Annotated in this window: 15 protein-coding genes; 1 reads left to right on the top strand and 14 read right to left on the bottom strand. The window is 70.4% G+C overall.

The window, feature by feature from the left end; all coding sequences use genetic code 11:
- Positions 1–633: 633 nt before the first annotated feature.
- The 14 genes from NMK34_RS30945 to glyA all read right to left on the bottom strand — a co-directional run bounded on the left by NMK34_RS30945 (position 634) and on the right by glyA (position 12043).
- Positions 634–846, bottom strand: coding sequence for a pentapeptide repeat-containing protein (locus tag NMK34_RS30945; RefSeq protein ID WP_412098919.1), 213 nt, complete (start codon positions 844–846; stop codon positions 634–636).
- A 241-nt stretch (positions 847–1087) separates the two neighbouring features.
- Positions 1088–1543, bottom strand: a complete 456-nt coding sequence (locus NMK34_RS25270; RefSeq protein WP_120573385.1) for a DUF2550 domain-containing protein — start codon at positions 1541–1543, stop codon at positions 1088–1090.
- A gap of 12 nt (positions 1544–1555) precedes the next feature.
- Positions 1556–1834, bottom strand: a complete 279-nt coding sequence (locus tag NMK34_RS25275) for a F0F1 ATP synthase subunit epsilon (RefSeq protein WP_047893558.1) — start codon at positions 1832–1834, stop codon at positions 1556–1558.
- Positions 1835–1943: 109 nt separating this feature from the next.
- Positions 1944–3089: an LCP family protein gene (locus tag NMK34_RS25280; RefSeq protein WP_318335479.1), complete on the bottom strand. Its 1146-nt coding sequence runs from the start codon at positions 3087–3089 to the stop codon at positions 1944–1946.
- 215 nt (positions 3090–3304) lie between these two features.
- Positions 3305–4750, bottom strand: coding sequence for a F0F1 ATP synthase subunit beta (gene atpD / locus NMK34_RS25285; protein ID WP_318335480.1), 1446 nt, complete (start codon positions 4748–4750; stop codon positions 3305–3307).
- Positions 4750–5679, bottom strand: a complete 930-nt coding sequence (locus NMK34_RS25290) for a F0F1 ATP synthase subunit gamma (protein WP_318335481.1) — start codon at positions 5677–5679, stop codon at positions 4750–4752. Before NMK34_RS25290 ends, atpD begins: the two co-directional genes overlap by 1 nt.
- Positions 5680–5683: 4 nt before the next feature.
- Entirely contained in the window at positions 5684–7336 is a 1653-nt protein-coding gene (atpA, locus tag NMK34_RS25295) for a F0F1 ATP synthase subunit alpha (RefSeq protein ID WP_318335482.1), read from the bottom strand.
- A gap of 85 nt (positions 7337–7421) precedes the next feature.
- Positions 7422–8243 carry a F0F1 ATP synthase subunit delta gene (locus NMK34_RS25300; RefSeq protein WP_318335483.1) on the bottom strand — a complete coding sequence of 274 codons (822 nt, stop codon included), beginning with the start codon at positions 8241–8243 and terminating at the stop codon, positions 7422–7424.
- The gene (locus NMK34_RS25305) at positions 8243–8782 is read right to left on the bottom strand and encodes a F0F1 ATP synthase subunit B (RefSeq protein ID WP_194800588.1); all 540 of its coding nucleotides are present in this window, start codon (positions 8780–8782) and stop codon (positions 8243–8245) included. Before NMK34_RS25305 ends, NMK34_RS25300 begins: the two co-directional genes overlap by 1 nt.
- Positions 8783–8811: 29 nt before the next feature.
- Positions 8812–9039, bottom strand: coding sequence for an ATP synthase F0 subunit C (locus tag NMK34_RS25310; protein WP_091422600.1), 228 nt, complete (start codon positions 9037–9039; stop codon positions 8812–8814).
- A 70-nt stretch (positions 9040–9109) separates the two neighbouring features.
- Positions 9110–9907, bottom strand: a complete 798-nt coding sequence (gene atpB, locus NMK34_RS25315) for a F0F1 ATP synthase subunit A (RefSeq protein ID WP_318335484.1) — start codon at positions 9905–9907, stop codon at positions 9110–9112.
- Positions 9908–9918: 11 nt separating this feature from the next.
- Positions 9919–10155, bottom strand: coding sequence for an AtpZ/AtpI family protein (locus NMK34_RS25320; protein WP_013288260.1), 237 nt, complete (start codon positions 10153–10155; stop codon positions 9919–9921).
- Positions 10156–10329: 174 nt separating this feature from the next.
- Positions 10330–10761: a hypothetical protein gene (locus tag NMK34_RS25325; RefSeq protein ID WP_318335485.1), complete on the bottom strand. Its 432-nt coding sequence runs from the start codon at positions 10759–10761 to the stop codon at positions 10330–10332.
- Positions 10754–12043: a serine hydroxymethyltransferase gene (gene glyA, locus NMK34_RS25330; protein ID WP_318335486.1), complete on the bottom strand. Its 1290-nt coding sequence runs from the start codon at positions 12041–12043 to the stop codon at positions 10754–10756. The genes NMK34_RS25325 and glyA overlap by 8 nt, the downstream gene beginning before the upstream one ends.
- A 35-nt stretch (positions 12044–12078) precedes the next feature.
- Between glyA and NMK34_RS25335 the strand changes: the two genes are divergently transcribed.
- Entirely contained in the window at positions 12079–13542 is a 1464-nt protein-coding gene (locus tag NMK34_RS25335) for an SDR family oxidoreductase (protein WP_318335487.1), read from the top strand.
- Positions 13543–13583: the final 41 nt, after the last annotated feature.

The following is a 13583-nucleotide window of genomic DNA, read 5'->3' on the forward strand; positions in this document are numbered from 1 at the left end:
CCGCCCACCACCCCCGAACCGGACACCCCCACCCACACGCCCGGACCGGCACCACACCCACACGCCGAACCGGCAATGCTGCCCGGCACTCCCGACCTCCCGACCTCCCGCACCCCAGAGCACCTCGGAGCCCTCCCACCAGTGCCGTCTCCCATCAATTGAGACGCATGTCCGCATTCCAGGAACAGCCGTAGATCTTGGCAGGAAAGGGCCCCTATGGGGGCTGTTCAGTCCCATGACATCTGTCAGCGTTGAAGTCCCGATACATGTGTCACGTGGTAGGGATCTTGGGTCGGGTGGTATGTGCTGCCGGGCATGGTCTCGCAGAGCAACGGCCACCTGCACATGACCGCGCAGTGGCTCAAGAACTACATCCCCCTCACCCCCACCCCCACGATCCACAACCCCTGACACATCTATCGGGACTTCCCGTTGACACATGTCCCGGGACATGACAGCCCCTATGGGGGCCGTTTCGTACCAAGATCTACGGCTGGCGAGGTCGCCGAGGCGGCGGAGGGCGCGTGGGGCGGGCTCGCGTGCACGGATGGCACCACCACCCGCCCCCCCCCGGGCCGTCGATCATGAGGTTAGCGGCGACAAACCGGACACCAGATGCCGCCAAGTTCATGATCAACCCGACCCGGGTGGGGCTGGCCGGTCAGAGCTGGCCCGGGCGGGACTGACGCAGGGCGGGGCTGGCCCGAGAGGGGGGCCGACCCGAGCGAGGTCGGCCCGAGCGAGGTCGGCCCGAGCGAGGTCGGCCCGAGCGAGGTCGGCCCGAGCGAGGTCGGCCCGAGCGGGGCTGGCTCGGTGCGGCAGCACGACGCCGCCGGGCGCTCGCACGACTGGCCGCGCGATCTTGCAGTTCGAGCCCGACCGGCGTTCGGTTCGCGAGGTTTGCCGGGGCCTCAAGTGCAAGATCGCGAGCGACGCCGGGGAGGGCTGCGGCGATCTTGGAGTTGTGGTGTCTCGCGAGACGGCGCGAGCCGGGCATTTCCTGGCGCCACAACTTCAAGATCGGCGTCAGCGGAGGCGCCCCAGCACGGCCCCCGCGAACCGTGGAGGGGCGGAGGGGAGGGTGGGGTCAGGCGGCGGGCCAGTCCTGGGAGGCCAGACGCGGCGAGACCGCCCCGGGTGGGGCGGCCTCGAGCCAGGACAGGAATCCGGTCACAGTGGATCGCGCCATGGCGATCTCGATCGGCGCGTGGTGGCTGGTACAGCGCAGGATCACCCACTCGGCGGGCATGGACATGCGCTCCTGCCCCTCGGGCAGCCGGCGGCGCTCGACCGCCAGCCCCTTGCGGGAGAGCACCCGCTTGGGGCGCAGCGCGAAGCTGAACATGCGGTACCAGCGGAGTTCGTCGCCCACGAAGCGACCGAACCCGGGTGACCAGCCACGACCGTCGAGGATCGTGTTGACCCGGACGCTCAGCCGGATGATGCCACCGCTACGCGTGAACAGGGCCCGCCGGATGAAGAGGATCAGAAGCGCGACGACGACGATCGCGACGCCGATTCCGATCCCTTCGACGATCTCCATCGGCGGGTCGGCTCAGCGGGCCGGGGTGGCGGGGGTTGCGCTCTCGGCGAGGACCGTGACGCCCTCACCGGTCACCGACAGGAAGCCGCCGGCCACGTCGTACGCGACCTGCTGGCCACCGGCCTGCTTGATGCGTACCTGGCTGGGTTCGGCGAGCTGGCCGAGCAGCGGTGCGTGCCCCGGCAGCACACCGAGCTCACCCTCGGTCGTCCGGGCGACGACCATCTCGGCCTCGCCGGTCCAGACCTTCTCCTCGACGGCTACGAGCTCGACGTGAAGCTGCTGTGCCACGCTGTCTCCTTGCTGCGGCGGCGGATTGCCGAAAGTCTAGTCGCGACCCCGCAGCCCACCCAACGCGGGTGGTGAGAGCCGGACCACCACGGCCCCGCACCCGCTTAGGCTACTTGGTCTTCTGCTTGAAGTCGGGGTGCTCCAGCAGGAACGCGTCGAGCTGTTCGGTACGCAGGGCGGTGAAGAAGTCCTCCGCCGGCTCGAGCAGTTGCTCGCCCCGGTAGTTGCTGCCGCTGCCGATCGGGCCGCCCGGCAGCTTGATCGTCTCGATCGCCTCGGGGCGGATGTCCTTCAGCGCCAGGCCGAAGTCGACCACGCTGTTGCCGCGGCCGTTGAACACCAGCGACTTGCCGGCCGCGCGCAGCACCCGGTCCAGCTTGACCGGGTTGGCCACCACGTCGGCGCTGAACGCCTGGCTCACCATCGCCTTGACGAACTGCTGCTGGTGCCGCTGCCGGCCGTAGTCGGCGTCCGGCACGCCGTTCTTCGGGTAGCGCTGCCGGACGTAGTCCAGCGCCTGCCAGCCCTTGAGGTGGGCGTTGCCCTTCTCGTACACCGCCTGCGGACCGAGGTAGCCCCCGCCGCCGGGCTTGAGCTGGCGCGGCGTGCCGTCCGGCTGGAGGTGCTCGGAGCGCACCTCCCGCTCGATGTACATGTCGACGCCACCCATGGCGTCGACGATCTTCTTGAAGCCGCTGAAGTTGATGATCGCCCCGGCGTCGAAGCGCTTGATGCCGGTGACCTCCTGCACGGTCTTGGCGAGCAGCTCGAAGCCCTGCGCGGTGCTGGGGTTCTGCCCGGGCACGTTGCTGCCGTGCGACATGGCCGCGTTGAGCCGGTCGTTGGCGCCCGAGTAGTCGGCCTTGGGGAACTCCGGGATGTCCACCCGCAGGTCACGCGGCAGCGAGAAGAGGTAGCCGCGGTCCATGGTGGCGGGCACGTGCAGGACCATGATCGAGTCGGCGAGCGGACGGGCGGTCGCGGTCCGGGGGTCCACGCCGACGAGCAGGATGTTGAGCGGGCCCTTGATGTCGCTCTTCTTCTCGTTGGCGCCGGCGGCCTGGTCACCGAAGAGGTCGGCCTTGCCGACCGATCCCTCGTAGCGGGCGACGAGGGCGCGGGAGCCGATCAGCACGGAGCCGCTGAGCACCACCATGACGATGCCCAGGATCGTGCAGACGCGGGCCCACCGGGGCACGCCGCGCCACATGGACCGCTTGCCGCGATCCGCGCCGCCCTTACCACCCACGAGCATCTCCAATCGTCGCGCCCACGGGTAGGAGACGGGCGCGGGGGTCCGTTTGGTTGCAGAGATCAACGGCCAGGATGTGAAGTCGTGTCAGGAACGGTACCGCGCGATTCGGCGAACTGCTTGCCGGAGAACCGGGCATCTGGTAGTGCAGGGGCCCGAAAAGGCCGAGGGCCGCCCCGGCTTTCGCCGGGACGGCCCTCGTGAGTGTGAGCGGGCTCTCAGCCCTCCTCGCCCATCAGCTCCTTGGCCTTGGCCCGCAGGTCGTCCAGGCCGCCGCACATGAAGAACGCCTGCTCCGGGAAGTGGTCGAACTCCCCCTCGCTGATCCGGCGGAAGGCGTCGATGGTCTCGGCGATCGGGACCGTCGAGCCGGGCACGCCGGTGAACTGCTCCGCCGCGTACGTGTTCTGCGAGAGGAACCGCTCGATCCGGCGGGCGCGGCCGACGGTGAGCTTGTCCTCCTCGGAGAGCTCCTCGATACCGAGGATGGCGATGATGTCCTGCAGGTCCTTGTAGCGCTGCAGGATCCGCTTCACCTCGGTGGCGACGGCGAAGTGCTCCTCGCCGACGAACTCCGGGGCGAGGATCCGGGACGAGGACGCCAGCGGGTCAACGGCCGGGTAGATGCCCTTGTCGGAGATCGACCGCTCCAGGTTGGTGGTCGCGTCGAGGTGGGCGAACGTGGTGGCCGGCGCCGGGTCGGTGTAGTCGTCGGCGGGCACGTAGATCGCCTGCATCGAGGTGATGGCCTGGCCCCGGACGGAGGTGATCCGCTCCTGGAGCTCGCCCATCTCGTCGGCCAGGGTCGGCTGGTAACCCACGGCGCTCGGCATACGGCCGAGCAGCGTGGACACCTCGGAACCGGCCTGGGTGAAGCGGAAGATGTTGTCGATGAAGAGCAGCACCTCCTGCTTCTTCACGTCACGGAAGTACTCCGCCATGGTCAGGGCCGACAGCGCGACCCGCAGGCGGGTGCCCGGCGGCTCGTCCATCTGGCCGTAGACCAGCGCGGTCTTGTCGATGACGCCCGACTCGGTCATCTCGGCGATGAGGTCGTTGCCCTCGCGGGTGCGCTCACCCACGCCGGCGAAGACCGAGGTACCACCGAAGTTCCGGGCCACACGGGTGATCATCTCCTGGATGAGCACCGTCTTGCCCACGCCCGCGCCGCCGAACAGGCCGATCTTGCCGCCCTTGACGTACGGGGCGAGCAGGTCGATGACCTTGATGCCGGTCTCCAGCATCTCGGTCTTCGGCTCCAGGTCGGCGAAGGCCGGGGCCTTGCGGTGGATGCCCCACCGGTCGTCGGCCTGGATGGTCTCGCCCTCGGTGAGGTTGAGGCACTCGCCGATCGCGTTGAACACGTGGCCCTTGACCGCGTCGCCCACCGGCACGCTGATCGGCGCGCCGGTGTCGCGCACCTCGGTGCCGCGGACCAGGCCGTCGGTCGGCTGCATCGAGATGGCGCGGACCAGGTTGTCACCCAGGTGCTGGGCGACCTCCAGGGTCAGCGTCTTCTCGCCGCCGGAGAGCGTCACGTCGACGTGCAGGGCGTTGAACAGGTCCGGCATGCCGTCGCGCGGGAACTCGGCGTCGACGACCGGGCCGATGACCCGGACCACGCGACCCGTGGCCGTCTTGGTCTCAACTGCGGATACAGTCATCACACTTCACTTCCCGACGCGGCCAGCGCGTTCGCGCCGCCGACGATCTCACTGATCTCCTGGGTGATGCCGGCCTGACGGGCCGAGTTCATCTCACGCGTGTACTTCTCGATCATCTCTTCGGCGTTGTCGGTGGCGCTCTTCATCGCCCGCCGACGGGCGGCCGACTCACTGGCCGCCGACTCCAGCAACGCCGCGTAGATCCGCGTGTTGATGTACTTCGGCAGCAGGGCGTCGAGCAGCGACTCCGGCTCCGGCTCGAACTCGTACGCCGGCAGCAGGCCCTCGGACCGGGGCCGGTCCTCGACCTGCATCGGACCGACGATCCGGGTCACCGGGTTCTGCGTCATCAGGGACTTGAACTCGGTGTAGACGATGTGCAGTTCGTCCACGCCGAGGATCCCGTCGGCACCGGCGTCGTTGTCGGTGTCGTCCGCGCCGGCGGTGAACGCCTTGATCAGCGTCTCACCGACCTCGCGGGCGTCCTCGAACGACGGCTGCTCGGAGAAGCCCGTCCAGCTGGCGGCGATCTGCCGGTTGCGGAACCGGTAGAACGCCACGCCCTTGCGGCCGATGACGTAGAGCACGGGCTCCTTGCCGTCGGCACGCAGGCGGGCGATCAGCGACTCGGCGGTCCGGATCGCGTTCGAGCTGTAACCACCGGCCAGGCCCCGGTCCGAGGTGACCAGCAGGACGCCCGCCCGCCGCACCTGCTCGCGCGCGGTGAGCAGCGGGTGGTCGATCCGCGCGTTCGAGGCCAGCGCCGTCAGCACGCCGGTGATCGCCTCGGCGTACGGCAGCGACGCCGCCACCTTGGCCTGGGCCTTGGCGATGCGGCTCGTCGCGACGAGCTCCATCGCCTTGGTGATCTTCTTCATCCCCTTGGCGGAACGGATCCGCTGCCGGAGAACGCGTACCTGGGCGGCCATCGGATCAGCTCTCGGCCGGGCGGTCGGTGGTGCCGTCGCGGAAGCGGGTCACCGTCTCGCGGGTCTCCTCGCCCTCCAGCGGCTTCGCCGGCGCGTCGTTGACCCGGACCTCGTCCTCCTTGCCCAGGAAGACCTGCTTGAACTCGGCGATCGCGGAGTCGAGCGAGGAGATGATCTCGTCGTCCCACTTGTTGTCCGCGATCCCGGCCAGGACGCCCTCGTGCTTGTGCCGGAGGTACTGGAGGAACTCGGACTCGAAGCGGCGGACCTCGCCGACCGGGACGTCGTCCAGCTTGCCCTCGGTGCCGGCCCAGACGGAGACGACCTGCTCCTGCACCGGGTACGGCGAGTAGTTCGGCTGCTTGAGCAGCTCGACCAGGCGGGAACCGCGGTCCAGCTGGGCCCGGGAGGCCCGGTCCAGGTCGGAGGCGAAGGCGGCGAACGCCTCCAGCTCGCGGAACTGGGCCAGGTTCAGCCGCAGCGAGCCGGCGACCTTCTTCATCGGCTTCACCTGCGCGGCGCCACCGACCCGGGAGACCGAGGTGCCGACGTTGATGGCCGGCCGGACGCCCTGGTTGAACAGGTCGGTCTCGAGGAAGATCTGGCCGTCGGTGATGGAGATGACGTTGGTCGGGATGAACGCCGAGATGTCGTTCGCCTTCGTCTCGATGATCGGCAGACCGGTCATCGAGCCGCCGCCCAGCTCGTCGGAGAGCTTGGCGCAGCGCTCCAGCAGACGCGAGTGCAGGTAGAAGACGTCACCCGGGTAGGCCTCGCGGCCCGGCGGGCGGCGCAGCAGCAGCGACACGGCGCGGTACGCCTCGGCCTGCTTGCTCAGGTCGTCGAAGACGATCAGGACGTGCTTGCCGCCGTACATCCAGTGCTGCCCGATGGACGAGCCGGTGTAGGGGGCGAGGTACTTGAAGCCGGCCGGGTCGGAGGCCGGGGAGGCGACGATGGTGGTGTACTCCATCGCGCCCGCCTCCTCCAGCGTCCCCTTGATGGAGGCGATGGTGGAGGCCTTCTGGCCGATCGCGACGTAGATGCAGCGGACCTGCTTCTTCGGGTCGCCGGAGCGCCAGTTCTCACGCTGGTTGAGGATGGTGTCCAGCGCGACGGTGGTCTTGCCGGTCTTGCGGTCACCGATGATCAGCTGGCGCTGGCCGCGGCCGATCGGGGTCATCGCGTCGACGGCCTTGATGCCCGTCTGGAGGGGCTCGTCGACCGACTTGCGGGCCATCACGTTCGGGGCCTGGAGCTCCAGCTCGCGGTAGCCCTCGTTGGCGATGTCGCCGAGGCCGTCGATCGGCTCGCCCAGCGCGTTGACCACGCGGCCGAGGAAGGCGTCGCCGACCGGCACGGAGAGCACCCGGCCGGTGCGCTTGACGCGCTGACCCTCTTCGATCCCGCCGAAGTCACCGAGGACGACGACACCGATCTCCCGGACGTCGAGGTTCAGCGCCACGCCGAGCGTGCCGTCCTCGAACTCCAGGAGCTCGTTGGTCATGGTCGAGGGGAGACCCTCGACGTGGGCGATGCCGTCACCGGCGTCGGCGACGGTGCCGACCTCCTCGCGGGAGACGTCGGCCGTGTAGGAGGAGACGTAGCGCTCCAGGGCGCCGCGGATCTCCTCCGTCGAGATGGTCAGCTCGGCCATCCTCTGCTTCCTTAAGTATCAGGGGCCCGGGATACCTAGTACCGACCGGTCCGATGGCGTCGAATCAGGGCTGCTAAGACGCTGGTCAGCGCTTCGCGAGCGCGTTGCGGGTCTCGTTGAGGCGGCGCAGGACGGTCCCGTCGTACAGGTCGGATCCGACCCGTACGCGCACTCCGCCGAGCACGTCGGGGTCGACCGTCTGCTTGACGGACACCTCCCGACCGTACATCTGGGAGAGGCGGGCACCGAGGCGTCGCTCCTCCTCGTCGTTCAGCGGAGCCGCCACTGTCACGTAAGCGACCTGACGGTCCCGCCGGTCGGCGGCCAGTTCGACCAGCCGGGTGAGCGCACCGGTGAAGGAGCGTCCCCCGAAGCCGGCGAGCGCGGCCTCGACGAGGCGGACGGTGACCGGCCGGGCCTTGCCGGCGAGCAGCTGCTGGGCCAGTTCGGCCCGCCGCTGCACCGAGGCCATCGGGTCGGAGAGCGCGTTGGACAGCTCGCCGGAGCCGGAGACGACCTGCCCGAAGCGGAACAGCTCGTCCTCGACCTCGCCCAGCTCGCCGGTCGAGTCGGCGCTCGCCAGGAGCGCCTCCACGCCGAGCCGCTCGACGCCGTCGAGCAGCTCCGACGGGGCCGACCAGCGACCGGAGACCAGCACGGTGAGCAGGTCGAGCGCGTCCGCGCCGACCTTGCCGCTCAGGATCCCGGTGAGCAGAGCGGTGCGGTCCTCACCCGAGCGCGCCGGGTCGGACAGCGCCCGGCGCAGCCGCGGCTCCCGCCGCAGCAGGGCGGCGACGGAGAGGATGTCGTCGGCGGTGGAGGCCACCGCCGACGGCTCCGCGCCGCGGGCGTACGCGTCGAGGCGCTCGGCCCCGGCGGAGTACGACTCCCGGCTGGCGGCCTGCATCAGCGGGCCCCCGTGCTCTCGAGACCGCTCAGGAACCGGTCGACGGTGCCCTTGCGACGCGCCTCGTCGGCGAGCGACTCACCGACGATCTTGCTGGCCAGGTCCACCGCGATGGTGCCGACCTCGGTGCGCAGCTCACGCACGATGGTGGCCCGCTCCGCGGCGAGCTGCTCCTTGCCGGCGGCGATGATCCGGTCGGACTCCTCGCGCGCCTTGGCGAGGATGTCCTGGCGGATGCCCTCGGCGTCGGCACGGGCGTCGTCACGGATCTTGGCGGCGTCGGTACGCGCTTCCGCGAGCTGGGCCCGGTACTGCTCGAGCAGCTGGTTCGCCTCGGCCTGCGCGGCCTCGGCGCGCTTGATGCCGCCCTCGATCGCGTCCACCCGGGCCTGGAACGTCTGCTCCATGCGCGGGAAGACGAACTTCATCAGCACGAAGCAGAGGACACCGAAGGCGACCAGGCCGACCACGATCTCCTGCCAGAGCGGGATGATCGGGTTGTGGGTCGTCTCACCACCCTCAGCGGCGAGGAAGTACATGGGAAAACCTCCCGGTCAAAGGGGCTGGTTCAGCCGGCCCAGATGAAGCCGAAGGCGATGCCCAGCAGCGCCAGCGCCTCGATGACGGCGAAGCCGATCCAGACGTACGGAAGGGTCATCCGGGACGACTCCGGCTGGCGGGCGGTCGACTGGATGTAGGCCGAGAAGACCAGGCCCACGCCGATGCCCGGGCCGATGGCCGCGAGACCGTAGCCGATGGCGGCGGTGCTGCCCTCTACCGCGGCGTAGATGTCCATTGGTTGGTTCCTCCTGGTTATCACGCGTGACGGTCACGCGGGACGACAACGGTTGGTGCGAAAGATCGGATCAGTGCTCGTCGGCGAGGGCGCCCTGCACGTAGCTGGCGGTCAGCACCGTGAAGACGTACGCCTGCAGACAGATCACCAGGAACTCGAGGAAGGTCAGCGCGATCGTCATCGTCCAGGACAGCACCGAGACCGGCGCCAGCCAGGCGTTCGCGCTGAGCATGGCGAACCCGCCGAGCGTGAAGACCAGCAGGAGCATGTGGCCGGCGAACATGTTCGCGAAGAGACGGACGGCCAGTGAGAACGGCCGGACCAGGAACGTCGAGAAGAACTCGATCGGGATCAGCAGCGGCAGGATGTACCAGGGCGCCGGCGGGACCAGAGAGTTCTTGAAGTACTTCACGAAGCCGTGGTGCCGGATGCCGACCCAGTTGAACAGCACGTAGCTGATCACGGCGAGGATGGCCGGGAACGCGATGTGCGAGTTCGGCGAGATCTGGAAGAACGGCACGATCGCGAAGAAGTTCGTCAGCAGAACGAAGCAGAAGAGCGTGGTGAAGTACGGCGCGAACCGCACTCCCGCGTGACCGATCATGTCCACGGCGATGTTGTTGCGCACGAAGCCGTAGATCGACTCGGCCAGCCACTGCTTCTTGGTGGGGACCAGCTGCGGCTTCCGGTACGTGGCCAGGAAGAAGATGATCAGCACGCCGACGGCGATCCACACCATCGCCGTGATCTTGGTGAACCAGTACGAGTTCTCCGCACCCCAGGGCAGGATGCTGGGCAGGTAGAAGTCCCCCACGCTCGGTGGGAATTCCGCCTGGCCCTGAGCCAGGACGTTCGCCTGTCCGAACACCGCGTCCCTTCCTAAGTAGGCGTGCCAAGTCGGCGGACGACCAGGATGATCCCCCCGGCCATGCCGAGCACGACCCCGATACCGGTGGCGATGCCGCCGGTGTCGAGCCAACGGTCGACCAGCCAGCCGATGAAACCCCAGACGAGCATGCCCCCGATGAGGTATGAGAGCGCGGTCCAACCCTGACCGGCACCGGACGGAACGTCGCCCGAGCCGCCAGTGTTGGGGGGTTTCTGGTCACCGGCCATGACGGGGCGAACGATATCAGTCGAGCAGAAGAGGTTGTGCCTCACCCCCCGCACAACCTGGTTGTGTGGGACACGGGCGGGCGAAGTCGTCTGGAGGAACGGTACTCCTCCCCCGCCACTGAGAGAATGACCGATCGCGGACAGAACCACGCGTCGCCCGAAGGGTGGGACGGCTCAGCGCAGCATCCGTCGGGCATGGACGGTCGTGAGCCACCAGACGTGCACGCCGGTCCAGACCACCACGCCCGCGGCGATGCCGAAACAGAACGGGATCAGTCCCGGCCAGCCGGTCGAGGCCACCAGCACCATCACCCCGCCGAGCGCGGTGATCTTGGCGACGTAGAGGCCCAGCCCGAACGGCAGCACGAGCTGCGGATCCTTCGAGTCCGCCCAGGCCAGGACCACTGTGGTGAGCGTGTAGCTGGCAGCCGTGACGGCCACCCCGGCCGCCGCGCCGAGCGCGCCGTCCGCGCCACGCCACACCCCGCCGGCCACCGCCGCGGCAGCGGCGAGCACCGCGACCGCCGCCAGCAGCACCGGCAGGTGGCGCAGTCGCCAGCCGCGGTCCGCGGCCGCCTCCGCCGCGTGCGTCCCGGGCTCAGCCACGGGGGTACGCCGGGAACTCGGTGACCAGCTCGGTCACGTCGGCGGCGATCCGGGCCAGCTCGTCGCCGCCACCGGGGGACTCCGGATCGGTCCGCACCGCCCGCCCGATCAGCGTGGCGATCCGGCGCATCTCCCCCTCGCGCATGCCCTGGGTGGTGACGCTCGGCGAGCCCACCCGGATGCCGGAGGCGACCGAGGGCGGCTGCGGGTCGTACGGGATCGCGTTCTTGTTGAGCGTGATGCCGGCGGCGTCGCAGCGGGCCTCGGCCTGGGCGCCGGTCACGCCGGTCTCGCGCAGGTCGAGCAGGGCCAGGTGGGTGTCGGTGCCGCCGGAGACCGGCGGCAGCCCCTCCGCGGCCAGCCCGTCGGCGAGCGCGCGGGCGTTGGTGACCACCTGGGCGGCGTACGTGCGGAACTCCGGCTGCGCGGCCTCGCGCAGCGCGACCGCCTTGGCGGCGACGGCGTGCATCAGCGGGCCGCCCTGGGTGAACGGGAAGACCGCCTTGTCGATCCGGGCCGCCAGCGGCTCCCGGGAGAGGATCATGCCGCCGCGCGGGCCGCGCAGCACCTTGTGGGTGGTCGCGGTGACCACGTCGGCGTACGGCACCGGGGACGGGATCGCGCCGCCGGCCACCAGGCCGATGAAGTGCGCGGCGTCCACCATCAGGTACGCGTCGACCTCGTCGGCGATCTCCCGGAAGCGGGCGAAGTCGATCAGGCGCGGGTACGCCGTCGCGCCGCAGATGATCATCTTCGGCCGGTGCGCGCGGGCCAGGTCGCGTACCTCGTCGTAGTCGATCGTCCCGGTGTCCCGCCGGACGGTGTAGCCGACCGGGTGGAACCACTTGCCGGAGAAGTTCACCCGGCTGCCGTGGGTCAGGTGGCCGCCGTGCGGCAGGTCCATCGCCAGCACCGTGTCGCCCGGCTGCACCAGGGCGGCGTACGCGGCCAGGTTGGCGCTCGCCCCGGAGTGCGGCTGCACGTTCGCGTGCTCGGCGCCGAACAGCTCCTTCGCCCGGGACACCGCGAGTTCCTCGGCCCGGTCCACCTCGGCGCAGCCGCCGTAGTAGCGCCGCCCCGGGTACCCCTCGGCGTACTTGTTGGTGAGCGTGGAGCCCAGCGCGGCGAGCACCGCGGGCGAGGTCAGGTTCTCGCTGGCGATCAACTGCAGGCCGCCGCGCAGCCGGTCCAGCTCACCCAGCACCACCTCGGCGATCTCCGGGTCGACGGTGCTGAGCTGCTGGAAGTCCGGTCCCCAGAAGGTGTCCCTCGCGTTCTCCACAGCGAAGGAGTCTACGGAGCCGCACACTGGAGACCGTGAGATGCCTCGTCACCGGCGCTACCGGCTACATCGGCGGACGCCTCGCGCCCCGGCTGCTGACCGAGGGGCACACCGTACGCTGCCTGGCCCGGACCGCCGGGCGGCTGCGGGACGTGCCGTGGGCGGCCGAGGCGGAGATCGTCGAGGGTGACCTGCGCCGGCCGGAGACGCTGCCGGCCGCGTTCGAGGGCGTGGAGGTGGCGTACTACCTCGTCCACTCGCTGGGACAGCGCGGGTTCGAGGCGGCCGACCGGGAGGCGGCGACGAACTTCGCCGAGGCGGCGCGCGCCGCGGGCGTACGCCGGATCGTTTATCTCGGCGGGCCGGAGCCGGCGGAGCGCGAGGGCCTCCCCTCGGCCCACCTGCGGTCCCGGGCGGAGGTCGCGCGGATCCTGCTGGACAGCGGCGTGCCCACGGCGGTGCTGCGCGCCGCCGTGATCATCGGGTCCGGCTCGGCCTCGTTCGAGATGCTGCGCTACCTGACCGAGCGGCTCCCGGCGATGGTCACCCCGCGCTGGGTGCGCAACCGCATCCAGCCGATCGCGGTCCGGGACGTGCTGCGCTACCTGGCCGGCTGCGCCCACCTGCCGGCCGACGTGAACCGGGCCTTCGACATCGGCGGTCCGGACGTGCTGACCTTCGCGCAGATGATGCAGCGCTACGCCCGGGTGGCCGGGCTGCGGCGCCGGCTCATCCTGCCGGTACGCCCGCTCACCCCGTCGCTCTCCTCGCACTGGGTCGGCCTGATCACGCCGGTGCCGAACGCGATCGCCCGGCCGCTCGTGGAGAGCCTGGTGCACGAGGCGGTGGCGCACGAGCACGACATCGCCCGGTACGTGCCGGACCCGCCGGACGGGCTGATCGGCTTCGACCAGGCGGTCGCGCTGGCGCTGACGAAGGTGCGGGACGCGGAGGTGGAGACGCGCTGGTCGAACGCGAGCGGGCCGGACGCGCCCGCCGAGCCGCTGCCGTCGGACCCGCACTGGTCCGGCGGCACCGCGTACACCGATCTGCGGGAGCGGACGGTGGACGCGCCGCCGTCGGCGCTGTGGCGGGTCATCGAGGGCGTCGGCGGCGAGCACGGCTGGTACTCGTTCCCGCTGGCCTGGTCGGTGCGCGGCTGGATGGACCGGCTGGTCGGCGGCGTCGGGCTGCGCCGGGGCCGGCGCGACCCGCACCGGCTCCAGGTGGGCGAGGCGCTGGACTTCTGGCGGGTCGAGGAGATCGTGCCGGGTGAGCTGCTGCGGCTGCGCGCCGAGATGCGGCTGCCCGGGCGGGCCTGGCTGGAGATGCGCGCCGAGCCGGACGGGGACGGCCGCAGCAGGTACGTCCAGCGTGCCGTGTTCCTCCCGCGCGGCCTGCCCGGCCACCTCTACTGGGCCTCGGTGGCCCCGTTCCACGCCGTCGTCTTCGGCGGCATGGCCCGCAACATCGCCCGGGGCGCCGAACACCCACGCTGACCCGGCTGCCCCGCTCCCCGCTCCCCGCTCCCCGCTCCCCG

Origin of the sequence: Micromonospora sp. BRA006-A (genome assembly GCF_033433935.1) — a bacterium.
Taxonomy (GTDB): Bacteria; Actinomycetota; Actinomycetes; order Mycobacteriales; family Micromonosporaceae; genus Micromonospora; species Micromonospora aurantiaca.